Origin of the sequence: Microbispora hainanensis, from assembly GCF_036186745.1 — a bacterium.
Taxonomy (GTDB): Bacteria; Actinomycetota; Actinomycetes; order Streptosporangiales; family Streptosporangiaceae; genus Microbispora.
The window spans coordinates 1,324,228-1,348,099 of sequence record NZ_CP108086.1 but is presented as its reverse complement, the minus strand read 5'-3'; the positions used below and the strand labels follow the sequence as shown (position 1 = coordinate 1,348,099).

Genomic DNA, 23,872 nt, shown 5'->3' with positions numbered 1-23,872 from the left:
GTGCGGGGCTCGGCTCTTGTGTGGGGGTGGACACGGCGTGTGGTCGTTGTGCGGGGGCGGGCCGGTGGCCAGTGGGTGATCCGCGAACAGCCACATCGACGTCGCCGCCGGACACGGCGGCATGGCGGCGACACCGTTGACCGGTGCCGGCAGGGCCGTGCTCGAACGTCGCGGCATGGCGCACATCCCCCTGAACATGGCGCACATCCCCCTGAACATGGCGCACATCCCCCTGAACATGGCGCACATCCCCCTGAACATGGCGCACATCCCCCTGAACATGGCGCACATCCCCCTGAACATGGCGCACATCCCCCTGAACTCAGTGCACCACGAGGGCATGCGGGAAGCCGCTCGGGGCCCTGCCAAGTCGCCTCGTCATGCTGGGCCGGCCCGCCTCCGCTTCCTGACTCCCGTTGTCATTGGGCCTTCACTGTTAGGAAACTTTCTTTTATATTTGCGCCACCCCCCAGCAGTGAGGAGCACACATGCGAAGGACGCTGACCTTCCTCGCGACGGCGACGATCGGTATCGGCGCCACGGTGTTCATCGCCTCACCGGCCCAGGCGCACGGATACATCTCGTCGCCCGCGAGCCGCCAGGCGATGTGCGCCCAGGGCCGCGTGCCCAATTGCGGCGACATCATCTACGAGCCCCAGAGCGTGGAAGGACCGAAGGGGCTGCGCAGTTGCAGCGGCGGCAACGCCCGCTTCGCCCAGCTCGACGACGAGAGCAAGCCCTGGCCGGCCACCAGTGTCGGCAACACCGTCACCTTCACGTGGTCGCTGACCGCCCGCCACTCGACCAGCACGTGGGAGTACTACATCGGAGGCACCCGGATCGCCGTCTTCGACGACCACGGGGCGCAGCCCCCGGCCACCGTCAGCCACTCCGTGAACCTGGGCGGACGGACGGGCCGGCAGAAGGTGCTGGCGATCTGGAACGTCGCCGACACCGCCAACGCGTTCTACGCCTGTGTCGACCTCCAGGTCGGCGGGGGCGGGACGCCCAGCCCGACGCCCACTCCGAGCCCGACTCCGACGCGCACTCCGACCCCGTCTCCCACGCCGACGCGCACGCCCACGCCCACGCCGACCGTTCCCAAGGGCGCCTGGGCCGCCGGTACGGCGTACAAGGTGGGTGACCAGGTCACCTACGGCGGTGCGACGTACCGGTGCATCCAGGCCCACACGGCGCTCGCGGGCTGGGAGCCGCCGAACGTCCCCGCCCTGTGGCAGAGGATCTGAGACAGAGGGCGGCGCGTTCCGCTCTCCGCACCCGTCCCGGCCGCGGCCGGGACGGGTAGCGGGTGGTCAAGCGAGGTGGACGTGCACCTCGGCGCCCTGCGTGAAGGCCCGCGAATACGGGCACTCGTCATGGGCCTGCTCCACCAGCCTGCGGGCCGTCTCGGGCTCGACCCCCGGCAGGCGTACGGCCAGGTCGGTGGCGATCGTGTAGTCGTCGGCGGTGCCGCGCTTGCGCAACGTGACGGCGGTGTCCACGGTGGCGCCGGAGGTGTTGACGCCCTGCCTCCCGGCGACCAGCGTGAGCGAGTTGTGGAAACAGGAGGCGTACGCCGCGGCGAGCAGTTGCTCGGGATTGGTCGCCCCGCCGGGGCCGCCCAGCTCGCCCGGCGCCTTGACGTGGACGTCGAGCATGCCGTCGTCCGACGTCACCGTGCCGTGCGCGGACGAGGCCCGGGCCGTGTAGAGGTCGTCATACGATCCGCCGCGCCGTTCGAAGTGCTCGGGCCGTTCTGGCCGCTGGGGTCGCTCGGCGGGTCGGCCCTCGGGCATCCGGCCGGTGAGCTCCGCCTCGACTCCGGGCCCCGAGTAGTCGGGTCCGGGCGCCCGATCAGTTGGCAGATGGGCGAATCGCCGTGTTTCCTCGCTCATTTTCGTGCGTCCCTCATCCGCTCGCCGGCGTCCCGGTCGGCGGGTCACGTACCCGGCAGGCTTCCCGATATCGGACTTTGGAGGCAAAAGTTCCCATCAATACCGCTGTGCTACGGTCCCGGCAGGCATTCCCCGGTGAATGGCGAAATGTCGGCAACGGCGGCAAGGAGTGGGTGCGGTATGAGTGGGGCTGTCCGGTGGGGCGTCCTCGGGACGGCGGGCATCGCCGCGCGGGCGTTCCTGCCCGCGTTGCGTGAGGCCGGCGGGGGCACGGCCGCTGTGGTGGCGGGCCGTGATCTGTCCAGGGCCGAGGAGTTCGCCGCGCGGAACGGCGTGACCCGGGCCGTACGCGGCTACGAGGCCGTCATCGAGGACCCGTCGATCGACGCGGTGTACATCCCGCTGCCGAACGCCCTGCACGCGCAGTGGACCATCGCCGCCCTGGAAGCGGGCAAGGCGGTCCTGTGCGAGAAGCCGCTGTGCCTCACGGCCGAAGAGGCCGGGAACGTCATCGAGGTGGCGCGCCGTTCGGCCCGGCCGCTCTGGGAGGCGTTCGTCTTCCCGTTCCACCCGCAGACGGCCCGGCTGCGCGGCCTGCTCGCCGACGGCGCGATCGGCGAACTGCGGGAGATCTGGTCGTCGTTCACCTTCACGATGGAGGGCACCGAGGACATCCGGCTCGACCCCGCCCTCGGCGGCGGTGCGCTCTATGACGTGGGCTGCTATCCCGTACGGCTCGCGCACCTGCTGTTCGGCGGCGACGCCGTGGCCGGGCACGCCGTCTCGGTCAAGGGCGAGGCGGGGGTGGACATCGAGACCGCCGGGGTCCTGGAGTTCGACTCCGGCCGGCTGATGATGAGCTGCAGCTTCGCCCTGCCGTTCACGACGTACACCCGCCTGGTCGGCACCGGCGGAGAGATCCGGGTGACCAACCCGTTCCACCCCGGGCCGCACGACGGGCTCGAAGTGTGGCGTGACGGGCGTCTGGTCGCCCGGCACGAGCCGGGCGAGGGCACCGCGTTCTCCTGGGGCATCCGCCACATCCACGAGGTGCTGCGCGGAGAGGCCGAGCCCCGGCACACGGCGGCCGACGACTCCCTCGGCACCGCCCGGTCCCTCGACATGCTGCGCTGACGGAGCCTGCCCTCCGGCCGCCTACGGGGGCCTCCGGGGCCTCGTGGTCGAGACGGTCGAGGCGGCCGGGGTGGTCGTGTGGTCGTCAAGGATGGCCAGGTCGGAGCGTCCGGGTCCATGGGTGCTCAGGCCGGGGCTGCCCGGGTCGGCCGAGGTCACGGTGCGGTGAGCGCCGCGCAGAGCTCGCGCGGGAAGCGCGGCTCCGCGGTGAGCACGTCGCCGCACCCGGGCTTGGTCGTGCCCGCGATCACCCGCCGGCCGGTGGGCGTCGCGCGGTAGAAGTACCGGGTCGCCCGGGACGCGCCCGCACACTCGCCCGGCCTCTCGCACACCGGCCCGCCGCTGATCGAGATGTCCATGACGAGCCACTTCCCGTCGCATCCCCGCTCATGGTGATAGCTGTGCTCCGGCGCGTCCGCGTCCCTGGCCGCCCGGTAGTAGGAGTCGGAGGTGCAGCCCGTCGGCGCCGGGTGACAGCCCGGCTCGCCGCAGCGGCGCAGCAGGCCCGGCCGGTCGAGGGTGTAGAGCTGGTCGAGGTTGACGACCACGTCGCGCTCGCCGAGCGGCTTGGGCAGCGGCACCTCCACCGGCACCGTACGCTCGCCGGGGCAGCCGTTCCCGGCCATCAGGAGCCGGGACTCGAAGCGGATGTCGACGCGGACCAGCTTCGGCTCGAAGCCGTCCAGCCTGCCGGTCGGCCCCCGCAGGCAGCCGTCGGGACCGTCGGGCACCCGGGCGTCGAGCGTCAGCACCCTGCCGTCGCGCGAGACGCGTACCTCGGTGACCGTGGACACGGCGTAGGTGACCCAGCGGGTGGTGTCCTCGTGCGTGACGATCGAGGGGGTGGCCTCCCCGGTCGCGCCAGCGCGGCGCAGCGCCCGTACGCCGAGCTCGTTCACCAGCGTGGCGTCCCCGCCCGTGCTCTCCAGGACGGAGACGATCTGGTCGCCGGCCCGGCCGACCAGGTAGACGCCCGTCGTCTCCGTGCCGTCATTGAGGCGGTCGTGCTGCACCAGCATCGTGCCGGGCACGCCGATGTCCCTGGCGACGAGGGAGTAATGATCCTCCTCGTCCTGGCAGCGTCCGAGCCGTTCGCCCAGCTCGTCGAGGTACGTCTGCGCGCCGCCGGGGCGGTAGGCGGCCACGTAGTCGTAGATCTGGAAGCGGCGGTCGCCGCCCCCGGGAGCCATGCTCGCGGTGATCGCCCGCGTGTCCAGGCGGTCGTCGTCGCTGCGGAGCGGTTCGTCCGGGCAGGGCGCGGGCACGAGCGGCGGGTGCGCGCCGGACACCTCGGAGGGCCACGCGCCGTACAGGTCCGCCGCGCCCAGCATGCCCTCGCCGCCCGCGCCGGCGTGGACGAGGCCGCAGGCCGACAGCGCCGTGCACAGGACTCCGCACAGCACCGCGCACAGGACGAGGAGGGGCAGCCGTCTGACCGTCACCCATCGATCATGTCATTCGGGGTTCGGCCCACGCGTGGTATGGATGGGCGGTGACGAACCCCCGGCCGTACGACGCGGTGCTGTGTGACTTCGACGGTGTCATCCGCTTCCACGACCAGTCGGAGCTGACCGAGCTGGAACGGGCCATGGGCCTGGCCGAAGGCACCACCGCGAAGGTCGTCTTCGCGCCCGAGGTGGACCGGCCCGCGCTGCTGGGACAGATCACCGTCGAGCAGTGGACGGAGGCGGCCGAGGCCGCCCTTGCCCTCCAGGTGCCGCGGGAACAGGCCCGCGCGCTGGTCACGGCGTTCATCAAGGCGCCCGCCCGGGCGGACGAGGACGTGCTCGACCTGCTGCGCCGGGCCCAGGCGCACGTGCCGGTCGTGCTGGTCACCAACGCGACGCTGGACCTGGAGGACGATCTCGCCTGGCTGGGCCTGAGCCACTTCGCCGACGAGGTGGTCAGCAGCGCCCGGGTCGGCGTGGTCAAGCCCGACCCCCGCATCTACGAGATCGCCGCCGAGCGTGCGGGTGTGCCGCTCGGGCGATGCCTGTTCGTGGACGACCGTGCGGAGAACGTCGAAGCGGCCAGGGCGCTCGGCATGACGGCCGTCCTGTTCACCGGCCTGCCCGACCTGGAGACGGCCCTCGCACCGCTGCTGGGCTGACCCAGAGCCGGATTCCGGCAGCCGGGCCGTTGTCCGGCCGCAGGAAGCGGCGCGCGCCTGCTGCTGGGCCGGCCCTCGGCCGGGCGAGGCCGGGCGATCCCGGGAGCCGGGCTCTTATCCGGTTACACGCGTGCGTCGCTGCTGGGCTGACCTTTGGCCGGGTGAGGCCGGGCGATCCCGAGAGCCGGGGCCGCGTCCGGTCACAGAGGGCCGAGCTTCTGCTATCGGCGTTCTGCTATCGGGTGTTCCACGCCGGACAGCAGGATGCCGATCGCCTCGGTCACGTCGGTGACGGTGTGGTCCGGTGCGGGCTCCTGGCCCGCCCAGGTGCCCCGGTCGATCCAGATCGTGGCGAACCCGATGGCCCGCCCCCCCGCCACGTCCATCACCGGGTGGTCACCGATCACCCATCCGCCCGCGCCGAGGCTCGCGCCCGCACGGGTCGCGGCGATCTCGAACAGCCCCCGCTCGGGCTTGCGGACGCCTTCCGCCCCGGAGACGGCCCACGCGTCGACCACCTCGTCGAGGCCGGTGCTCCGGATCTTGCCGAGCTGGTTGTCCGCGCGCCCGTTGGTCACGATGGCCACCCGCCAGCCCGCCGTACGCAGGCGGGTCAGGCCGTCGCGCACCTGCTGCGGGCAGCGGGCGAGGCGCGGCATCCGGCGCCGGTACGCGGCGTAAAGGTCCTCGACCTGGCCGTCGATCCCGAAATCCTCCTTCACCTGCGCGAAGAGCGCTTCGCGTGGCAGGTAGCCGTGCCCGTTGAGGGCGACGAGCCGCTCGACCGCCTCGGCGTCCAGGCCGTGGTCGTCCGCGAACTCCTCGGCCCACCGGCGGAATGCCTCGTCGTGGTCGACCAGTGTGTTGTCCAGATCGAAGAGCGCCAGCCTCGTCACGTCTGATCACGCTACCCGCCCGAGGCGGCGTACGTGGAGACGGCCGTACGGGGGGCTGACCACGAGCGATCGGGAGGACGTTGCCGCCGCGGAAGTGTTCGACGCTGTCCGCGTGGAGGCGTTGCCGCTGCTCCGGCCGGGTGGGCCGCGTTGCTCGGCGGCGTCAGGGCCGGGGAGTTCGAGCCCGGTTCGCGGTGACCTTGTCGGAGAAGGGGGTGGCTTCCTACGCCCGAGACCCGGTCCGTACGACGCCGGCGACGACCGTGGTGACCATCTTGTGTACCGCGTCGGCCTGCGGCGGGCCGCCGTCCCGGTCGGCGAACAGCAGGTGTGAGGCGCCGAGCAGCGTGGGGGCGAGCGTGTCGACGTCGGCGTCCGCCGCGATGCGGCCGAGGTCGCGCTCGGCGGCGAGGTAGGAGGCCAGCATGGCCGCGGCCTCCGTCAGGAGCGGGAGGCCGGGGCCCGGCCTGGCCTGACGCAGCCGGGCGCGCAGGGCGTCGCGGGAGATGATCAGGCCGACGACCGCCATGGCGACCGACCCGAACAGGTCGGTCAGCACGGTCGTGAGGTTGCCGATCACGGTGCCTGTCCCGGCGGCGCGGCGAAGGGCGTCGGCCTCGGCGTCGAGCCTGGCGATGCGGTCGAGCACGAGCTCGGCGAGGAAGGCGTCGAAGTCGGCGAAGTGCCGGTGCAGGACGCCCTTGGCGCAGCCAGCCTCGGTGGTGACCGCTCTGCTGGTCAGCCCGCTCACCCCGTCGCGGAGCAGGACGCGCTCCGCGGCCTCGAACAACTGCTCCCGCGCGTCGCGGAGGGCAACCCCTGTCGGCACCGTTCCATCCCTCCTGTCCGTGCGTCGAGATTATCCGAATTGACGAGTGGGCACTTGCCCACTCATAGTGGGCGCATGCCCACTTCAGCTTCCGAGAACGAATCACACAAGGCCAGAGACATGGCGGAGTCGTTCGGCGTGGACGCCGAGCGCTACGACCGGACCCGGCCGCCCTATCCCGACACGATGATCGAACGGATCGTCGCCGAGAGCCCCGGACCCGACGTGCTCGACGTCGGCTGCGGCACCGGCATCGCGGCCCGGCAGTTCCAGGCGGCGGGCTGCACGGTGCTCGGCGTCGAACCCGACGCGCGGATGGCCGACTTCGCCCGCCGCAGGGGGCTCGACGTCGAGGTGGCGACCTTCGAGGCATGGGAGCCCGCCGCCCGTACGTTCGACGCGGTCGTCGCCGCGACGGCCTGGCACTGGATCGATCCGGTCGCCGGTGCGGCCAAGGCGGCCGAGGTGCTGCGTCCCGGCGGCCGGCTGGCGCTGTTCTGGCACGTGTTCGAGCCCCCGGCGGTCGTGGCGGAGGCGAACGCCGAGGTCTTCAGGCGGGTGATGTCCGGCTTCCCGTCGCAGGACCGGCCGGTGAAGTCGGCCCTCGACGGCTACCGGCCGCTGTTCACCAAGGCCGCCGACGGGATCGGGGACGCGGGCGCGTTCGGCGACGTCGAGGAGTGGCGCTACGACTGGCAGCGCTACTACACGCGTGACGAGTGGCTGGACCAGATGCCGACGTCCGGCGCCCTCACGCGGCTTCCGCCCGACGCGCTGCCCGAGGTGCTCGCCGGTGTCGGGGCCGCGATCGACGCGATGGGAGGCGGCTTCACGATGTCGTACGTCACGGTGGTGCTGACCGCGACGCGACGGTGACCCCCGGATGACGGCCGCGCTCAGAAGGCGTAGCGGACCCGGCAGTACGGGATCTTCTCGGCGATCAGGCCGGTGAGCGCGGTGACGTAGCGGCCCTTGTGGCCGGTCTTGTAGCGGACGTTCCAGCCGCCCGTCTGCGAGCGCTTCGGCTGCTGGAGGTCGGGACGCCACAGCACCTCCTCGGCCTTGGGATGCCAGCCGAGGTTGACCTCGTGCAGCCGGTCGTTGTGCGTGAGGAAGATGACCTCGGCGGCGAGCTGGGCACGGGCGGCCGGGCTCAGCGCGTCGTCGAGCTGCCCGAGCAGCTCGGCCCAGTCCTCCAGCCAGCCGTCGCGGACGACCACCGGGCTGAAGTTGACGTGCACCTCATATCCCGCCTCGACGAAGTCGCCGACCGCCGCGATGCGGTCGGCGACCGGCGAGGTGCGGATGTCCAGCAGCCTGGCGTCGGCGGCGGGCATCAAGCTGAACCTGACACGCGTACGGCCTCGCGGATCCCAGCCGAGCAGATCGCGGTTGACGTATTTGGTGGCGAAGCTCGCCTTGGCGTTCGGCAGCTCGCGGAAGAGATCGACGAGATCGCGCACGTTGTCGGAGACGGTCGCGTCCACCGAGCAGTCGGAGTTCTCGCCGATGTCGTAGACCCAGGCGTGCGGGTCCACCTGGTCGGGCTCGGGCTTGACCCCCTGCCGCCGGGCGTGCCGCGCGAGATAGCCCGTGATCTGCTCGATGTTGGCGAACACCGTGATCGGGTTGCTGTAGCCCTTGCGGCGCGGCACATAGCAGTACGCGCAGGCCATCGCGCAGCCGTTGGCCGTCGAGGGCGCGATGAAGTCGCTCGACCGGCCGTTCGGCCGCGCGGTGAGCGACTTCTTGACCCCCAGGACCAGCGCCTCGGTCTTGATCCTGACCCAGCGTGCCACGTTCGCCTCGTCCCCGTACAGCTCGGGGATGCGGTGGTGGGCCTCGATCTCGATCCGCTCGGCCTCGGGGAACCGCTCCAGGATCTCCTTGCCGCGCGGCAGCTCGGCCGCGGCGGGCTCGACGTAGATGCGGCGGATGTCCAGCAGTCTCCGGCCTTCGTTCACCTGGATATAACACCCTGTCGAACGCATGACTTCCCAGGTCAGATGGCATGCAGGTGCTGGTCGGCCGGGCACGCGTACGCCGTTCTCGACGCCAGCGTCCAGGTCCGTACGGCGGCCCCGCAGCGGCGGCAGCGCTCCCGTTTGTAGACCCACCGCCCGTCCGGCGCGCCGGGGTCGCTGACCACCTGCCCCGCGTCCCGGCCGAGCGCGAGATGGCGCACCGCGGTGTCCCACAGCCGCCCGGCGGCCTCGGCGCCGATGTCGCGGGCGCCGGGATCGAGGCCGGTGAGGAAGAGCAGCGCCTCGACGCCCTCCACGACCCTGCCGTCGTACGGCCGTGCGTCGAACCCGCCCTGCGGGCTCGTGGCCCTGACCACGCGCCCGGCGAGCGCCTCGTGCTGCTCGTCCGCGTAGCGGTGGACCAGATGCCCCTCCGGCATGCCTTTCGCCTATCCGCTCCGCCCGGAGCTACCGTTTCGATCATGACGTACGAGCCGACTTCTGAGGAACTGCGGCACCTGCGCCGCTGTGTCGAGCTGGCGAAGGAGGCGCTGGAGGCCGGCGACGAGCCGTTCGGCTCGGTCCTGGTCTCCGGGGACGTGAAGGCGCTGGCCGAAGACCGCAACCGGGTGGCGGGCGGCGACCACACGCGGCACCCCGAGTTCGAGCTGGCACGCTGGGCCGCCGCGAACATGACGCCGGAGGAACGCGCGAAGGCCACCGTCTACACCTCCGGCGAGCACTGCCCGATGTGCGCGGCGGCGCACGCGTGGGTGGGGCTGGGGCGGATCGCCTACGTGGCGTCGTCGGCGCAGCTCGCCCGATGGCTGGCCGAGTGGGACGTGCCGCCCCCGCCGGTGCGGACGCTCCCGGTCAACGAGGTCGCGCCCGGCGTGCGGGTCGCCGGGCCCGTGCCCGCGCTGGTGGACGAGGTCCGCGCACTGCACCGCCGCCTGCATACCGGCTCCTGAGCGCTGTCGCCTGAACGCCGTCTCCTCGGCCGGTTATCCACAGCCTTGGCCTTTCCTCGTGCGGTTCGCGCAGCTACGGATACCCTCCGCCGCGTGGCCGAGGGCGACCCGGTGCCCGGGGGCCGCACGGGCGGGCGGAGGCGCAGACGCTGAGGCGTCGGCATGTGCTTGGATCAGGTCATGGATCTTGACCGGGCGCACGCCTTCGCCGAGACCTGGGTGGCCGAGTGGAACGCCCATGACCTCGACCGCATGGCTGCCCTTGGCAGTGCTCGCGACGTCGCGTATGGCATCGCCGCTGTGGCGCTCGTGCTGGGGCCGAGGCGGCCGGAAACGCGGGCCGGTGACGCGAGCACCAGTAGGATGCCACGGTCCAGATAGACGGAGATCCACCCTGGAAGGGCTGCACGTGGCGCAGAAGGTAATACTGGTTGACGACCTCGACCACTCCGAGGGCGACGATGTGGCGAGACGGGAGTTCCCGCTGCTGAACCGGACCTTCGCCATCGACCTGTCCGACGCGAACCACCAGCGGCTGAGCGAGGCTCTCGCGTTCATCGAGGAAGTGCTGGAGAACGCCCGTGAGGTGAAGCAGGCGTCGCGGTCCAAGAAGGCCGCCGACACCTCCCCGCGGCTGCGCGGCTACACCCTGACGGACGTACGCGAATGGGCCCGCGAGCAGGGGCTCGACGTGCCCGCGCGGGGGAAGATGGCCGACGAGGTCATCGAGCAGTTCATCGCGGCGCACCCTGATGCCTCCACCGAGGATGCTGCCGAGGACGCCGCCGCCGAGGCGGCCGTGGCGGAAGCCGCGGAGAAGGTCGCGGAGCAGGCCGCCCCGCGCGCGGAGGCGACCGCCGGCGTCTGAGCCGCACACGCCGCGCACACGAAGCGTTCGCCGGAGCATCCGGAGCGTTCGCCGGAGCGTCTGGAGCGCGGACCGGCGTGGCCATGGGTCTTCCAGGCCGCCGCCGGCGTGCTCGCCGGATGCCCCGGCGAACGCTCACGACGTTTTATTGCGATATTTCAAGATCGAGCCTCGCTCCGGCCCGGTCGGCTTTCGCGACAGGCCGCCGGGCCGGGCGTACGCCCGCCGCCCCGACCGCTGCGACAGTCGACGACTGACACGCGCGGCGGCCCACAGAGCGGCCTGCGGAGCGGCGCACAGAGCAGCCCACGGAGCGGTACGCGGAGCGGCGCACAGAGCGGCCCACGGAGCGGTACGCGGAGCGGCGGGCAGGAACCTGCACCCCGCCGGTTTCGGCAACGGGCCACAGGTAACCCCCAGTCGTGGGGCGCTCGTGGGCACAAGCCGGTCTTGCCCGGTTTTCCGCAGGCGGGCTTTCCCGGCGTCTCCGCCGACGCCCGACGAGGGCGAACCTCAACCGGCGCGATGCGAAGGATGCGCTCATGCGACTCGGATACGCGGTCCCCCAGTACGGCGCGTTCGCCGATCCGGATTTCATCCGGCAGACGAGCACGGCACTCGAAGTGATGGGCTACGACAGCCTGTGGGCGGGCGACCGCATCCTGCTTCCGCTGGCGCCCAGCGACCCGTACCCGGGAGGAGGGACGATCCCCGAGGCGTTCGGGACGTTCTTCGACCCGCTCACCGCACTGACCCTGGCCGCGGTCGGCACGCGCGAGATCCGGCTGGGGACCAGCACGCTCAACGCGCTGTGGCAGCCGCCCGTCCTGCTCGCCCGTACGCTGACCTCGCTCGACCTGCTCAGCCACGGACGGCTGGATGTCGGCATCGGTCTCGGCTGGCTTCGTGACGAGTACGCCGCGGCCGGGGTGCCCTGGCGGGGGAGGGGAGCCCGGCTGGAGGAGACGCTCGACGTGCTGGAGGCCGTCTGGACCGGTGAGGTGGTCGAGCACAAGGGCGCGCTGTGGACGGTGCCGCCGTCGCGGATCGACCTCAAGCCCTGCCAGCGGCCGCGTCCGCCGGTCCTGCTCGCCGGTTTCACGCCTCCGGCGCTGGACCGGGTCGGCCGCCGGGCCGACGGCTGGCTGGGCACGGCCATGCCCATGCCGTACCTGACCGCCTTGTGGGACATCGCGCTGCGGGCCGCGTCCGGCGCGGGCCGCGACCTGTCCGCGCTGCGCATGGTGGTGCGGGTCAACCCGCAGATCACCGACTCCCCGGCGCCCGCCGACGAGGTGCCGCGTGTGGGCACCGTACGGCAGGTCGCCGACTATCTGCTCACCCTGGCCGAGGCCGGGGCCCATGAGGCGTTCGTCGACGTGCAGACGACGACCTCTTCGCGGCAGCGGTTCCTCGACGTCGCGCAGGAGCTCGTCACCCTCCTGCGCGCGGGCTGAAGACCTCGATCCGCACAACGCTGAGCAGCGATGCGGTGGCTGTTTGTAAGGAAGGGGTTACATTTCCTGACAGCGCCGCGCACAATAGGGGTCGATCTTTCGTGATCCGGCCCGGGCCGGATCGTCCAGCCCGTCGAACAGGCTCGTCCTCATGTCCGCCCCCGTGCCCCCATCAGGAGAAACTCCGGATCGATCCTCTGGAGAAAGTCCGGATATAGACGAAGAAAAGCGGAACAAGCAGGATCGGCACTCCAACAGTCGATCCGGATTGGTCACCACGGCGCTGACCGCGGCGGTCACCTCCGTGGCGACGCTGGTGGCGACGGCGGCGGCGGCGCCCTTCTCCAACAGCCTGCAGAGGTTCATCGAGCAGGCGCCGGTGTCTCCGCTCATCACCGTTCCCGCGTCCGTCGGGGCGATCGTGATCATCTGCTGCTATCCGCTGTGGCGGGGCAGGGTCAGGACACCGGGCCGGTGGGCGGCGGCCGTCGCCGCGGTGGCCCTGTGGCCCTTCCACCGGATCCAGTGGCCCCAGGGGCTGCGTAGCTGGGCGGGCCGGCTGCTGGTGCCCCTCGCGGTCGGCTACATCGCCGCGTGCCTGGGCGCGTTCACCGGTCTGGTGGGGCTGGTGGTCGTCAAGGTGGTGACGCCGTCCGGCGCGTGCGAGCCTCCGCGAGAGCTGCGCGTCATCACCGCTCCGGAGAACGTGACGGCGCTGCGGGAAAGGGCCGAGGCGTACACGAAGGAGCAGCGGACGGACGGGTGCGCACCGGTCCGGATCGCGGTCGGCGCCGCGCCCACGATCGAGGAAATGCGGTACGGCTTTCGCAATGAATGGCTACGAGACGATTCGCTGCAGAATGACGAACCCTATCGCCGGATGCTCGGCCTGACTCCGGACGCGTGGATTCCCACCAGTTCCGCGGAGTTCGACCTCGTCGTCCAGGACGTGTCGGTCGAGGAAACGACGAAAAACGGCGGTGTACCAGGGAAAACGAGCAGCCTGCGTTCTCTCCTGCACAAGAGGGACGAGCAGGTGGGGACGGACCACATGGCGATCGCCGTTTTCGGCGCCGCGAAGAACGACCTTCTCACCGGCGAGCTGGAGAGCGCCGGTTATCCGCTCGCCGAGATCGTGCAGCGGGCCCGGAGCAAGGGCATGTCGCTCGTCTATCCGCAGCCCGCGTTCTCCACCTCGGGCGCGATCGTGGCCACGACGCTGAGCCGGGCCGGACCCGAGCCCGGCGGCACCGGACTGCGCGCGACGTTCGACAACAGCGCCAACGCCCTGCTGTGCCATCTGAAGGCCGGCCAGGAGGAGGCCGGCGACTGGGCGAAGCTGGTGGCGCTGGTCCCGTCGCACACCGCCGACGAATACAACCGGGGCGGCGACATGGGCATCGAGGGATGCGCGCACAACCCGCTCGCGGGCCGGGCGGCGCTGACGGCGGTCTCCTCAGTGGACCTGCCCACGCTCGACTATCCGTTCGTGGAGATCAACTGGTCGGACGACCCGGCCCGGCGGGCGGCGCTGGACGCCTTCGTCACGTGGCTCGCGCACAACAAGCTGTTCGAGCCCTCGGGAGAGGGACCGCAGCCGTCGTACCCGGCCCGGATATCCGCGGACGCCGCCCGGCCGGGTCACCGGGTGGATCTCCAGATCATGATCGACGGATCGGGATCGATGGCCCGCTCTCCCACGGCGTCCGCCTCCGCCCTGCACGACGCCCTGGCGGAGGTCAGGCAGATCCTGACGGACACCGACCAGGTCTCGGCGGGCAAGTTCTTCGCCGACGACAAGGGGACCTCGAAGGCGCCCATGGCGGGGGAGGGCGACGGCGGCGGCGGGGAGGGCCCGGGGGGCTACGGCGAGGTCCTCCGGTGGATCGCGGACGACAGGCAGTCGGGCTTCGACGAGCCCATCTCCGCGCTGATCGGCGGGCTGAGCCGTCCGGCGAACTCGCTCGCCGTCATCACCGACGGCGGCCCGTTCAACGACGAGCCCGGCCCGGGGAACGCGGCACGGTCCATCAGGCGCGCACTGGAGAAGGCCGCGGACGTGTCGAACCTCTACATCCTCACGTTCGGCGGGAGGTGCCCGGACGGGCTGGAGACCCCTCGCTCCATGCGGCCGTCCAACGACACCTCCGGGCCGTCCGAACCAGTCGTGAAACACGTCGTGTGCGACGACACGGCCGGTACGGACGTCGCGGGAGCGCTCGGACGGATGATCTTCCAGTTCAGGGAGTGGTCGTGATGGCGGCGGGTCCCGCCGGGTCGTTCTGGAGCCGCTGGTACGAACGCTTCACGAGGTTCCATCTCAGGCTCGCCGCGGCCTGCTTCCTGGCGGGCGCGGTGTTCGTGATCGTGGTGAGCCAGCACTCCGGGGCGCCGTCCGCGCAGGGCGCCTGCCCCGGGCGCCCCGACGACCTGATCATCGGGACGGGGGCGGAGATCGGTGCCGGCGGCGTACGCCACGACGTGATCAAGGCGTGGAACGACGAGCAGCGCAAGCTCAAGACGAAGCCGCTGAAGGCGACGCTGGTCGAGATCTCCGAGTCGTCCGACGAGCAGCGTTCCGAGCTGGCCGCGGCGGCGCAGTCGAAGCGCTGCGCCTATGACGTGCTCCTCCTGGATGTCGCCTACATCACCGAGTTCGCCAGGAACGGCTATCTCGAGAAGTTCGAGCTGGATCCCGGCAAGCTGGGCGCCCTCCCGGAGCGCTACTTCCTGCGCGAGTCGCTGGAGACCGGCCGGGTCGACGGAGAGCAGTTCGCGGTGCCGTTCGCCGCCGACGCTCCGCTGCTCTACCGGCGCACCGACGTGCCGGCGCCGCCGCAGGACACGAAGAGGTTCCTCGAACTGGCCAAGGCGCACGGCTATGCGGCGCAGTTCGACGATTATGAGGGCGGCACCGTCAACCTGCTCGAAGCGATCTTCTCGGCCCGGAGCGGGAAGGCGTCGCGGGACGACGTCGTCTTCGACGACAAGGGAAACGTCGTCCTCGACCAGGACGGCAACGGCGAGAAGGTGATGGACGCGCTCCGCGCCTGGCGCGAGGCGCTGTTCACGGTCGGCGACGGTGCGCGGACGCCGAGCAACGAGAGCGTCTTACGGGAGGAGAGCAGCCTGCAGGCGTTCCGTACGGGCCTCGTGGGCTACATGCGCAACTGGCCGTTCGCCTCAACCGGCTGGCCACCGACCCGCTGATGCGCGACGACGACGGGTCGCTGAAGTTCCAGGTGCTCTCGTTCCCGGGCACCGGCGTGCTGGGCGGCGTCGACCTCGCCATCGCCAAGGACTCGCCGCACAAGGAGGAGGCCAGGGAGCTCATCTACTACCTGATCTCCGAGGAGGTCCAGGAGAGGCTGTTCGCCTGCGCCGGCTATCCGCCGGTGGTCACGGCGCTGTACGAGCGATACGAGAGCTCGGGGACCGCGCGGACCTGCGGGCAGCTCACGGCCGACGGCGGTGACGGCGCGGCCCGCCAGGCCGAGCGGGACACCGAGATCACGGGTGGTCAACTCGCGAGGTTCGCCGGTGAGGTCCGCCAGGCGGTGGAGCACGCGAGGCCGCGTCCCATGTCCGCCTACTACGCGACGTTCAGCCAGGTGTTCCGATCCTGCCTGCTCCCGGTGGCGACGACCACGTCGGGCGCGGCGCCCGACTTCCGCTACTTCTCCGACGCGCTCAGGGACGCGCTGAACGGCAGGCTGCGATCGGACGACGCCTGCCATCCTCCGGCGGAGGCTGCTCACAAAATCGGACATTAAGGGACAAATGCGGCATGAGCGCGCCATGAAGGCCCTGAATGGGACAATAGGCATTAAATACCGTAGATCGCCGTTTGTCGCCCGTTCTGTCCGGAAACAATGACGCCGTGGGGCAATGACCGCTTAACGGTCATTAAGCGCTATTCCTATTAATTCAGGAATGGCGCACATATTAGGCAGTTGATCCTTTAGAGGGGGACTGAATGCCCAAGCTCAAGAAGGTCATCGCCGGACTCGCCCTTTCCACCGCGCTCGGTGGTGGTGCCCTCGCCGTGGGCGCCACGGCCGCGAGCGCCTCGACCACCCCGACCGGCTGGGGCTGGAGCAACCCGTCCAACGAATTCGACGCCGGGTTCAACAACACCTTCGAAAACTCCGCTTTCCACACGGCGCCCTTCCTGACCGACTCCTTCGGAAGCGGCTGCTCCCGGGGCTGCTCCAGCGCGGACCTCGACGACATCCTCTGGGACGTCTGCGTCGCGGGCCACTGTGGCGGCGCCTTCCCCGCATCGTTCGGCTGAGTCGGCGAGAAGACGGTCTGACGGCCTGCGGAACGACCTGCCCCTCCACGACGGCGCGTACGCGGTGTGCGTGGAGGGGCGCGTAGGCCGTCCCCGGGCCGCGGCCCGTATCCGCCGAAACCGCGTCCGTCGAGCCAGTGTTGCCGAGACTGTGTCTGCCGAGCCTGTGCCCACCGGGACTGTGTCTGCCGAGCCTGCGTCCCCCGAGACCGCGTCCGCCGGGGCGGGTGGATCACCGTACGGCGCCGAGCACCGCCCAGCGGCCGGAGCGCAGCCTGGCCAGCACGGTGATCATTCGAATCAGCAGGAAGGCCGACAACCCCGACCAGATCCCCACGAGTCCCCAGCCGAATCGCAGCGAGGCCCACACCACCGGCAGGAACCCCAGCACCGCCCCGCTCGCCGTCGCCGTGCGGAGATATGCCGCGTCCCCGGCGCCGAGCAGCACCCCGTCCAACGTGAACACGACACCGCCGACCGGCTGCAGCGCGACGAAGAACCACCAGGCGCCGGGCATCTCGGCCAGCACCGTCGGGTCGCCGGTGAACACGCGGGGGAGGAGACCGGCCAGCGCCGCGAACACCACGCCGAGCAGGGTGCCGAAGACCAGCCCGCAGCCGGTCACCTGCCAGGCCAGGCGGCGCGCCCGTTCCGCGTCGTTCGCGCCGAGCGCGGCCCCGACCAGCGCCTGCGCGGCGATGGCCAGCGCGTCGAGGACGAAGGCCAGGAACATCCACAGTTGGAACACCACCTGGTGCGCACCGGCCGCCGCGGCGGAGGTGTGCGCGGCGACCGCCGTCGCCGACACCCAGCACGCCTGGAATGCCAGGCCGAGCAGCACCAGGTCGCGTGCCAGACCGAGCTGGGCCCGCATCGCGGCCGGCGCCGGAGCGAGCGGCACGCCCTCGGTCCGCAGCGCCCGCACGAACAGGATCGCGGAGACAGCCTGCCCGGCCACGTTGGCGACCGCCGAGCCGTCGATGCCCCAGCCGAGCCCATAGACCAGCGCCGGGCACAGCGCCGTGGAGATCGCGTTGCCCACGAGCACGTAGCGCAGCGGGCGCCGCATGTCCTGCACGCCGCGCATCCAGCCGTTCCCGGCCATCGTGATCAGGATCAGCGGGGCACCGAGCAGGGCGATCCTGAGCCAGCTCGCCGCGGCGTCGGCGACCCGGCCGTCACCCGTGAGGAGATGGGCGACCGGCGTGGCGAGCAGTTGTCCCGCCACGGTGATCACCAGCCCGGCGACCGCCGCGAGCCAGGTCGCCTGCACCCCCTCGGCCACGGCGTCGGCCCGGCGGCCCGCGCCGTGCAGCCGGGCGGCGCGGGCGGTCGTGCCGAAGGACAGGAACGTCATCTGCGAGGAGATCTGCGCCAGCACGATGCCGCCGACCGACAGTGCCGCGAGCGGCACCGCGCCGAGATGGCCCACCATCGCCGTGTTGACGAGCAGATAGAGCGGCTCGGCGGCCAGGACTCCGAGCGCGGGCGCGGCGAGCGCGAGTATCCGGCGCAGCGGGGCCGCGCCCGCGTGCTCGTCCATGCGTTCCTCCGGGAAGACCGACCGGCCGTACGCCGTGGCGAGCGGCATCGGCTCGCCACGACTTCGGATGGAACGCAATCCTCTTGCTATTGCGAATTATTTGCAATAAGCCGTCGGCGCTCGCCTCGTGCGGCGGTTCCCTGACGCGCGGTTCGAGCAGTGAGAGGCCGGCCCTCGCCGGGAGGCTGGGGCCGGCCGCACTGTCAGGAGTCGGAAGTGGTCAGGAGTTGGGAGCCGGGGCCGGCGTGTCCGTGAGCGTGGGCTCGGTGGAGGGCGTCGCGCTCTCCGTGGGGACCGCGCTTTCGGTGGGAGCCGGGGTCTCCGTGGGGGTTTCCGTGGGCGTCGTGGCCGGCGGCTCTGTGGGGACGAACGTCGGCGTCGGGCACGGCTTGGGCGCGCGCCAGGTGGGCTTCCCCGAGTGCCACTTCAGCGAGTACGGGGAACTCTTGCCGAGATACCACAGCCGCTTGCTCGGCCGCGAGAGGTCGAAGACGTAGGCGGCCGCCGCCGTCTCCCCCTGAGGGGCGGCGGGTGTCGTCTCCTCGGTTTGCGGGGGAGTGGAGCTCGCCTCGCCGGGGGGAGCCGTCGTGGTCTCGGCCGGAGGGGCGGGGGTGCTTTCCGCAGGCGTCGGCGTGCTCTCGGAGGACGGCGGCGTGCCTTCCTCTGGGGGCGTCGGCGAGGCCTCGGGAGGCGTCGGTGTGTCCTGAGGAGCCGAGGGTGTGGTCTCCGGTGCCGTCGGTGTCGCCTCGGGTGGTGTCGCCTCGGGTGGTGTGGCTTCGGGCGCCGACGGCGGGGCGGACGGCACCGGCGTCGGGACCGGTGGGGTGGGCGTCGGCGTGCCGGGCTGGACGGTCGCGATCACCGAGATCCAGGCGTCCTGACGGATCTCGCCACCCCTGCGGGCGGTGAGCACCCGAGTGGAGTCGCCGATCGCGTACGACCGCTCGAAGCCGTCCTGGCTCCTGACAGTGATCGAGTCGTCCGTCACGGCGACGGCCTGCCCGGTCTGGGTGAACACCGTGACGGTGCCGCACCCGTCCTTGGTCGGCACGACGACCTCGCCGTGCAGCGCGCCGAGGAACGGGCCCACCATGGGCACCTCGGGAGTGGGCGCCGTCGTAGGGGCGTCCGTGGAAGCGTCGGCAGGGGGCTCGGCCTGGTCGGCCGGCGGCGTGATCGTCACCGTGGCCGTCACGACGGGATCGGCGGTCTCGCCGGGCGGGCTGACGGGAGCGGAGGAGGCGGCCGCGGCCGTCGCTCCGATGCCGCCGGACGCCGTCAGTACGAGCGTGGTCGCGAGGATCATGGGTGGGGAGATACGCCGGCGTTGCCCGCCTGGTGTGGACATCGGTCCCTTTTTCAGGCGGTGGGGGTTGGTCGGCATCACCGTTCCTCCGTATCGTTTCGATCCGATGGTCTCCGCCGAACGGTGCGGCGGTCGTGCCGGAGCGGGGTGCCCCGGCACCCACGCGAAGCGACCGGCGATTTCGTTGCCAAACCGTGCCTCTTTCGTGGGATTGGGGAGACCTTCCCCCTATATGGGGAATCCATGCGGGCGAATCCGGGGCCACACGATGGCCCGGTCGCTTTCAGCAGGTCACAGGGGACGAATCGATTTGAGATTCGGACATCATCTGCCGCTGCCACGCGTACAGGCACGCCGGGGAGGCAGCGTGGGCATCGTGCGAGTGAAGGACGGCGATGTCGCCAGGAGAGGACCGGCCGTGATCGAGGCGGGGTCGCGGTGCGCGTGATGCTGGCCGAAGACTCGGCGCTGCTGCGCGAGGGCCTGGTGCGGCTGCTCAAGGAGGAGGGCCACGGCGTCCTGGCCGCGGTGGGCGACGCCGACGCGCTCCTTGAGGCGGTGGACGGCGTGAGCCCCGACGCGGTGGTGATCGACGTGCGGATGCCGCCCACCCACACCGACGAGGGCCTGCGCGCCGCGCTGGAGATCCGGCTGCGCCGCCCCGAGGTCAAGGTGCTGGTGCTGTCGCAGCACGTCGAGAAGAAGTACGCCACCGAGCTGATGAGCGGCAGCATCGACGGGGTCGGCTACCTGCTCAAGGACCGGGTGGCCCAGGTCGGCGACTTACTGGACGCGCTGGAGCGGGTGGGCGAGGGCGGGACGGCGTTCGACCCGGAGGTGGTGCGCCGGCCGCTCGCGCGCACCAGCCGTGCCGACCCGCTGGCCCGGCTCACCGCCCGCGAGCGCCAGGTGCTCGAACTCATGGCCCAGGGCCTGACCAACGCCTCGATCGCCCAGTCGATGCACGTGTCGCAGAGCGCGGTGGAAAAGCACGTCAACGCCCTGTTCGACAAGCTCGCGCTGTCGCACACGACCGGCTACAGCCGCCGGGTGCCGGCCGTCCTGCGCTGCCTCGGCTCCTGAAGCGTCCTCGAACCGTCCCTGAGCCGTCCCGAACCGTCCCGAACCGTCCCGAACCGTCCCGAACCGTCCCGGGCCGTGCCAACCGTCCCTGAGCCGTCCCGAACCGTCCCTGAGCCGTCCCGAGCCGTCGCGGTCCGCCGCTGCCGTTCAGGTGGTCGTGAGCGCGGCGCGCTCGCCCGGGTGCAGGAGGGTGAGCCGGTCGGTGAGCCCGGCCTGCGCGAACGCCTTCGTGAGCGCGTCGGCCCCTTCGGTGAAGTGGCCCCAGCTGTCGAAGTGCAGCGGGACGACGTGCGACGCGCCGAGGATCCGGGCGGCTTCGGCCGCCTGCGCGCTGGTGAGGGTCAGGTAGGCGTCGCCGACGAGAGGGGTCCTCGCCGCTCCGGCGAACAGGACGGCGACGTCGACGGCGAACCGCTCGGCGATCCGGGCGACGAGGTCGAGGGAGGCGTTGTCGCCGCTGACGTACACGGTCGGTGCCTCTGGGCCGGACAGCACGAATCCGGCGACCTCCCCGACGAGGGGTTCGCTGCCTTCGGGGCCGTGCAGAGCGGGCACCCGGGTGACGCGCAGCGCCGAGCCGTCCGGCCGGGGCAGGTCCACGTGCTCCCAGACGGGCACGGCGCGGGTGGCGCCGCCCAGCCGGCCCGCCGCGCTCGCGGTGGTGAGCACGAGCGGCACCTGGCCGAGGTAGGCGCGACCACCGATGTCGAGGTTGTCCACGTGCTGGTCGTGGGAGAGCAGCACGGCGTCGACGGGGCCGATCTCCGCGGGCGTCAGCGCGGTGGGCGCGGTCTTGACCAGCACCCGTCCCGGGCCCGCCACGTATTCGCGGGGAGCGTCGAAGGTCGGGTCGGTGAGCAGGCACAGCCCGCCGATCTCCAGGATCGCGGTCGGCCCGCCGAGGGCGTGGACGCTGATCTGCGATGCGTTGGTCATGACAGTCCTCGTGTGCGGAGTGTTGGTGCCGGCGGCCGTTCCGGTGCGGACCGCCTCCGCACGATCGTCGGCCGTACGGCCCTCGAAGAGGGAGTGGCGTGAAAGCCGTCCTGCGATAGGTTCAAGCCAGCCGAAGGGGGACCGATGAGCCGACGTGACCCGCTGACCGTCGCGGTGGTGATGTTCGACCGGGCGCCGCTGTTCGAGACCAGCGTCCCGATCAGCGTGTTCGGCGGGGACCGCAGCGACACGGGCGTCCCCCGTTTCGACCTGCGTGCGGTCGGCGGCGACCCCGGCCCGCTCACCACCACCGGCGGGATCCGGCTGGACGCGCCGTACGGGCTGGACGCGCTGGCCGACGCCGCCGTCGTCGTCGTGCCGAGCTGGCGCAGCCCGGCCCAGCGCCCTCCGGAACCGGTGCTCGACGCCCTGCGCGCCGCGCACGCCGACGGAGCGACCGTCGTCGGGCTGTGTCTCGGCGCGTTCGTGCTGGCCGCCGCCGGGCTGCTGGACGGCCGCCGCGCGGCCACCCACTGGCTCTTCGCGCCCGCCCTCGCCGCCGCCTACCCCGACGTACGGGTGGACGCCTCGGTGCTGTTCGTGGACGACGGCGACCTGATCACCTCGGCCGGAACCGCCGCCGGCATCGACGCCTGCCTGCATCTGGTGCGGTGCAGGTTCGGCGCCCAGGTCGCCAACACCATCGCCCGCCGCATGGTCGTGCCTCCGCAACGCAGCGGTGGCCAGGCGCAGTACATCGAGCACCCCTTGCCCGACCCGGGCACCGACGACCCGCTCGGCGAGATCCTCAGCCACGCCATCCGCCACATCGACGACCCCGGCCTGGACGTGGACGCCCTTGCCAGGCACGCCCTGATGAGCCGCCGGAGCTTCGACCGCCGATTCCGCCGGCTCACCGGCACCTCCCCGCTCCAATGGCTGCTGGCCCAGCGGATCATGCAGGCCCAGCGGCTGCTGGAGACCACCGACCTCAGTGTGGACGCCATCGCCCGCAGGGTCGGCTTCAGCAACGGCGTCGCACTCCGCCCGCACTTCCGGCGCATCCTCGGGGTGGCCCCGCAGACCTACCGCGACACCTTCCATGCCCGCACCGCCTGACGAGGAGACGTACGACCCGTGCTCGCAGGCGGACGACGAGAGGGCGGCCTCGTGAACGCCGCCGACGCCTCCGCCCGGGCGGCGACGCCGCGTTTCGAGGTCGGCCATGGCTATGCGCTCTATCAGGGACCGTCGTGGGACAGCGGCTTTCACCGTCATGCGGCGTTCCAGATCGTCGTCGCCCTCGAAGGAGAGACCGCCCTGGTGGACGCGGCCGGGGTCCGGCACCGCGCCGTGGCGCTCGTGGTGCCGCCCATGGTGCGGCATCGGATGTCGGTGACGACGGATCTGCGGGTCTTCTTCGTGGAACCGCAGTGCGCCTTCGCCGACCGGCTGCGTGAGCGCTGCGGGCCCGGGATCAACGCGGCTCCTCACCTGCGCGAGCTCGCCGAGGACGACGTCCGCCTCGCGGGTGCGCGACCGTCCGGCGAGCTCGACCCCCGGCTGCTCGCCGCGATGGACGCGCTGACCGCCGGGCCGATCTCGATGCGGGATCTGGCCGCGCGGGTGGGCATATCCCCGCAACGGCTGCGCGGCCTGGCCCGCGACCAGCTGGGGGATGCCGCTGACGCGCTGGCGGGTCTGGGGCCGGCTTCGCCGTACGGTGGAGGAGCTGCGGGCGGGACGGACGCCGGCAGAGGCGGCGGCCGTGAGCGGCTTCGCCGACCAGCTTCGGTCATCAGCGCGGGCAGCAGGCCCTCGGCGTTCGGGCGGGTGTCCTCGACGCCGTCGGCGAACTGCACCAGCCGGAAGCCCAGCCGCATCAGCCGCGTGCGCTGTAGCCCGTAGTCGGCGATGACGAGCCTGCCGCCCGGCCGCAGCACCGCGTGCATCGAGGAGAGGACGGCCCGCTTCGTCGCCACCGGGCATTGGTGCAACACCAGGGTGGACACCACCGTGTCCGCCGCGCCGGGGCCCACGATCTCGGGCAGCGCGTCGCCCATGCCGGTCTCCCACCGCACCGTCGCGCCGGCGGCCTCGGCCTTGCGCCGGGCGATCGCCAGCACCTCCCGGTCCGGGTCCACCGCCACGACCCGGGCACGTGGCTCGATGCGGTGCAGCAGCAGCGCCGTGGACCCGGTGCCGCACCCCACGTCGACGATGACCTCGTACGGACGCGGAGCGGCATGCATGACGGTCAGCGCCCGCCACAGCCGTTCCCTGGTCAGCATGACGACGGGATCGTAGAAACGCGTGGGCGCGAAGCGTCCCAGCGCGGGGGTGAACGCCTGTCGGGTCATGTCCGGCAGGCTCGCACCACGAGACCGCCCCGGTCTTGAACGAATCGCTCGCCCTCGGCCGGGCGACCGCCGCCATCGCCGCTCCCCAGATGTCGTGAATGTTTCATCGCGCGCACTCTGCCGACGGTGCGGGCGCGGGCGATGTCGCCAGGTGGACGCGTTACGGAAGCTCTCTGCGGACCCGGGCTATCGGTCGCCCTCTTGACGCGACCCGGTGAATGCGGGT

The 23,872-nt window shown here is 71.6% G+C and carries 23 protein-coding genes; 13 read left to right on the top strand and 10 right to left on the bottom strand.

Annotated elements, in window-relative coordinates; translation table 11 throughout:
• Positions 1-488: 488 nt before the first annotated feature.
• A complete protein-coding gene (locus tag OHB01_RS06105) occupies positions 489-1,247 on the top strand; it encodes a lytic polysaccharide monooxygenase (protein WP_142651541.1) in 759 nt (252 codons plus the stop codon).
• Between the two features lie 66 nt (positions 1,248-1,313).
• Here the strand turns inward: OHB01_RS06105 and OHB01_RS06100 are convergent, their stop codons facing one another.
• Positions 1,314-1,895 (bottom strand): Ohr family peroxiredoxin, encoded by a 582-nt coding sequence (locus tag OHB01_RS06100; RefSeq protein ID WP_205831077.1) that lies wholly within the window; start codon positions 1,893-1,895, stop codon positions 1,314-1,316.
• Positions 1,896-2,075: 180 nt separating this feature from the next.
• On the opposite strand from OHB01_RS06100, the gene OHB01_RS06095 reads away from it, so the two are divergent.
• A complete protein-coding gene (locus OHB01_RS06095) occupies positions 2,076-3,029 on the top strand; it encodes a Gfo/Idh/MocA family protein (RefSeq protein ID WP_168066507.1) in 954 nt (317 codons plus the stop codon).
• Between the two features lie 155 nt (positions 3,030-3,184).
• On the opposite strand, the gene OHB01_RS06090 is transcribed toward OHB01_RS06095, so the two are convergent.
• The gene (locus OHB01_RS06090) at positions 3,185-4,471 is read right to left on the bottom strand and encodes a hypothetical protein (RefSeq protein WP_328855069.1); all 1,287 of its coding nucleotides are present in this window, start codon (positions 4,469-4,471) and stop codon (positions 3,185-3,187) included.
• 50 nt (positions 4,472-4,521) lie between these two features.
• Here OHB01_RS06090 and OHB01_RS06085 point away from each other — a divergent pair, with 50 nt between their 5' ends.
• Positions 4,522-5,139 carry an HAD family hydrolase gene (locus OHB01_RS06085; protein ID WP_260617509.1) on the top strand — a complete coding sequence of 206 codons (618 nt, stop codon included), beginning with the start codon at positions 4,522-4,524 and terminating at the stop codon, positions 5,137-5,139.
• 221 nt (positions 5,140-5,360) lie between these two features.
• On the opposite strand, the gene OHB01_RS06080 is transcribed toward OHB01_RS06085, so the two are convergent.
• Together OHB01_RS06080 and OHB01_RS06075 are read right to left on the bottom strand one after the other, a co-directional pair.
• Complete coding sequence (locus OHB01_RS06080) at positions 5,361-6,035, bottom strand: HAD family hydrolase (protein ID WP_142651538.1); 675 nt, start codon at positions 6,033-6,035, stop codon at positions 5,361-5,363.
• A gap of 223 nt (positions 6,036-6,258) precedes the next feature.
• A complete protein-coding gene (locus tag OHB01_RS06075; protein WP_142651537.1) occupies positions 6,259-6,864 on the bottom strand; it encodes a TetR/AcrR family transcriptional regulator in 606 nt (201 codons plus the stop codon).
• 75 nt (positions 6,865-6,939) lie between these two features.
• On the opposite strand from OHB01_RS06075, the gene OHB01_RS06070 reads away from it, so the two are divergent.
• Positions 6,940-7,740, top strand: a complete 801-nt coding sequence (locus tag OHB01_RS06070; RefSeq protein ID WP_142651536.1) for a class I SAM-dependent methyltransferase — start codon at positions 6,940-6,942, stop codon at positions 7,738-7,740.
• Positions 7,741-7,760: 20 nt separating this feature from the next.
• Here the strand turns inward: OHB01_RS06070 and OHB01_RS06065 are convergent, their stop codons facing one another.
• On the bottom strand, positions 7,761-8,828 hold the full coding sequence (locus OHB01_RS06065; protein ID WP_328855068.1) for a spore photoproduct lyase family protein: 1,068 nt from the start codon (positions 8,826-8,828) through the stop codon (positions 7,761-7,763).
• Between the two features lie 38 nt (positions 8,829-8,866).
• Positions 8,867-9,268, bottom strand: a complete 402-nt coding sequence (locus tag OHB01_RS06060; RefSeq protein WP_147943142.1) for a hypothetical protein — start codon at positions 9,266-9,268, stop codon at positions 8,867-8,869.
• A 42-nt stretch (positions 9,269-9,310) separates the two neighbouring features.
• On the opposite strand from OHB01_RS06060, the gene OHB01_RS06055 reads away from it, so the two are divergent.
• The 7 genes from OHB01_RS06055 to OHB01_RS06025 all read left to right on the top strand — a co-directional run bounded on the left by OHB01_RS06055 (position 9,311) and on the right by OHB01_RS06025 (position 16,418).
• Positions 9,311-9,799: a nucleoside deaminase gene (locus OHB01_RS06055; protein WP_328855067.1), complete on the top strand. Its 489-nt coding sequence runs from the start codon at positions 9,311-9,313 to the stop codon at positions 9,797-9,799.
• Positions 9,800-10,208: 409 nt separating this feature from the next.
• Positions 10,209-10,667: a histone-like nucleoid-structuring protein Lsr2 gene (locus OHB01_RS06050; protein ID WP_142651533.1), complete on the top strand. Its 459-nt coding sequence runs from the start codon at positions 10,209-10,211 to the stop codon at positions 10,665-10,667.
• A 542-nt stretch (positions 10,668-11,209) separates the two neighbouring features.
• Entirely contained in the window at positions 11,210-12,124 is a 915-nt protein-coding gene (locus OHB01_RS06045; RefSeq protein WP_142651532.1) for a TIGR03619 family F420-dependent LLM class oxidoreductase, read from the top strand.
• A gap of 268 nt (positions 12,125-12,392) precedes the next feature.
• Positions 12,393-14,381, top strand: coding sequence for a hypothetical protein (locus OHB01_RS06040; protein WP_147943145.1), 1,989 nt, complete (start codon positions 12,393-12,395; stop codon positions 14,379-14,381).
• Positions 14,381-15,334 (top strand): extracellular solute-binding protein, encoded by a 954-nt coding sequence (locus OHB01_RS06035; RefSeq protein ID WP_328855066.1) that lies wholly within the window; start codon positions 14,381-14,383, stop codon positions 15,332-15,334. Before OHB01_RS06040 ends, OHB01_RS06035 begins: the two co-directional genes overlap by 1 nt.
• Positions 15,334-15,897 (top strand): hypothetical protein, encoded by a 564-nt coding sequence (locus tag OHB01_RS06030; protein WP_328855065.1) that lies wholly within the window; start codon positions 15,334-15,336, stop codon positions 15,895-15,897. Before OHB01_RS06035 ends, OHB01_RS06030 begins: the two co-directional genes overlap by 1 nt.
• Before the next feature lie 203 nt (positions 15,898-16,100).
• The gene (locus tag OHB01_RS06025; RefSeq protein ID WP_142651529.1) at positions 16,101-16,418 is read left to right on the top strand and encodes a hypothetical protein; all 318 of its coding nucleotides are present in this window, start codon (positions 16,101-16,103) and stop codon (positions 16,416-16,418) included.
• A 232-nt stretch (positions 16,419-16,650) separates the two neighbouring features.
• Here OHB01_RS06025 and OHB01_RS06020 read toward each other — a convergent pair whose 3' ends face one another.
• Together OHB01_RS06020 and OHB01_RS06015 are read right to left on the bottom strand one after the other, a co-directional pair.
• The gene (locus OHB01_RS06020) at positions 16,651-18,009 is read right to left on the bottom strand and encodes an MATE family efflux transporter (RefSeq protein ID WP_185949089.1); all 1,359 of its coding nucleotides are present in this window, start codon (positions 18,007-18,009) and stop codon (positions 16,651-16,653) included.
• 172 nt (positions 18,010-18,181) lie between these two features.
• A complete protein-coding gene (locus OHB01_RS06015; protein ID WP_142651528.1) occupies positions 18,182-19,267 on the bottom strand; it encodes a hypothetical protein in 1,086 nt (361 codons plus the stop codon).
• Positions 19,268-19,705: 438 nt separating this feature from the next.
• On the opposite strand from OHB01_RS06015, the gene OHB01_RS06010 reads away from it, so the two are divergent.
• Positions 19,706-20,350: a response regulator transcription factor gene (locus tag OHB01_RS06010; RefSeq protein WP_328855064.1), complete on the top strand. Its 645-nt coding sequence runs from the start codon at positions 19,706-19,708 to the stop codon at positions 20,348-20,350.
• 147 nt (positions 20,351-20,497) lie between these two features.
• Here OHB01_RS06010 and OHB01_RS06005 read toward each other — a convergent pair whose 3' ends face one another.
• Complete coding sequence (locus OHB01_RS06005; RefSeq protein WP_328855063.1) at positions 20,498-21,286, bottom strand: MBL fold metallo-hydrolase; 789 nt, start codon at positions 21,284-21,286, stop codon at positions 20,498-20,500.
• Between the two features lie 144 nt (positions 21,287-21,430).
• Here OHB01_RS06005 and OHB01_RS06000 point away from each other — a divergent pair, with 144 nt between their 5' ends.
• Positions 21,431-22,405, top strand: coding sequence for a GlxA family transcriptional regulator (locus OHB01_RS06000; protein WP_328855062.1), 975 nt, complete (start codon positions 21,431-21,433; stop codon positions 22,403-22,405).
• 371 nt (positions 22,406-22,776) lie between these two features.
• Here the strand turns inward: OHB01_RS06000 and OHB01_RS05995 are convergent, their stop codons facing one another.
• Positions 22,777-23,646 carry a class I SAM-dependent methyltransferase gene (locus OHB01_RS05995; protein ID WP_142651524.1) on the bottom strand — a complete coding sequence of 290 codons (870 nt, stop codon included), beginning with the start codon at positions 23,644-23,646 and terminating at the stop codon, positions 22,777-22,779.
• Positions 23,647-23,872: the final 226 nt, after the last annotated feature.

Bases quoted from the DNA above. Each gene is read 5' to 3' on its own strand.
- OHB01_RS05995 (WP_142651524.1), bottom strand. From the start codon at position 23,646: ATGACCCGACAGGCGTTCACCCCCGCGCTGGGACGCTTCGCGCCCACG.
- OHB01_RS06045 (WP_142651532.1), top strand. From the start codon at position 11,210: ATGCGACTCGGATACGCGGTCCCCCAGTACGGCGCGTTCGCCGATCCG.
- OHB01_RS06035 (WP_328855066.1), top strand. From the start codon at position 14,381: ATGGCGGCGGGTCCCGCCGGGTCGTTCTGGAGCCGCTGGTACGAACGC.
- OHB01_RS06015 (WP_142651528.1), bottom strand. From the start codon at position 19,267: ATGATCCTCGCGACCACGCTCGTACTGACGGCGTCCGGCGGCATCGGA.
- OHB01_RS06020 (WP_185949089.1), bottom strand. From the start codon at position 18,009: ATGCCGCTCGCCACGGCGTACGGCCGGTCGGTCTTCCCGGAGGAACGC.
- OHB01_RS06060 (WP_147943142.1), bottom strand. From the start codon at position 9,268: ATGCCGGAGGGGCATCTGGTCCACCGCTACGCGGACGAGCAGCACGAG.
- OHB01_RS06025 (WP_142651529.1), top strand. From the start codon at position 16,101: ATGCCCAAGCTCAAGAAGGTCATCGCCGGACTCGCCCTTTCCACCGCG.
- OHB01_RS06055 (WP_328855067.1), top strand. From the start codon at position 9,311: ATGACGTACGAGCCGACTTCTGAGGAACTGCGGCACCTGCGCCGCTGT.
- OHB01_RS06030 (WP_328855065.1), top strand. From the start codon at position 15,334: ATGCGCGACGACGACGGGTCGCTGAAGTTCCAGGTGCTCTCGTTCCCG.
- OHB01_RS06095 (WP_168066507.1), top strand. From the start codon at position 2,076: ATGAGTGGGGCTGTCCGGTGGGGCGTCCTCGGGACGGCGGGCATCGCC.
- OHB01_RS06100 (WP_205831077.1), bottom strand. From the start codon at position 1,895: ATGAGCGAGGAAACACGGCGATTCGCCCATCTGCCAACTGATCGGGCG.
- OHB01_RS06070 (WP_142651536.1), top strand. From the start codon at position 6,940: ATGCCCACTTCAGCTTCCGAGAACGAATCACACAAGGCCAGAGACATG.
- OHB01_RS06105 (WP_142651541.1), top strand. From the start codon at position 489: ATGCGAAGGACGCTGACCTTCCTCGCGACGGCGACGATCGGTATCGGC.
- OHB01_RS06005 (WP_328855063.1), bottom strand. From the start codon at position 21,286: ATGACCAACGCATCGCAGATCAGCGTCCACGCCCTCGGCGGGCCGACC.
- OHB01_RS06000 (WP_328855062.1), top strand. From the start codon at position 21,431: ATGAGCCGACGTGACCCGCTGACCGTCGCGGTGGTGATGTTCGACCGG.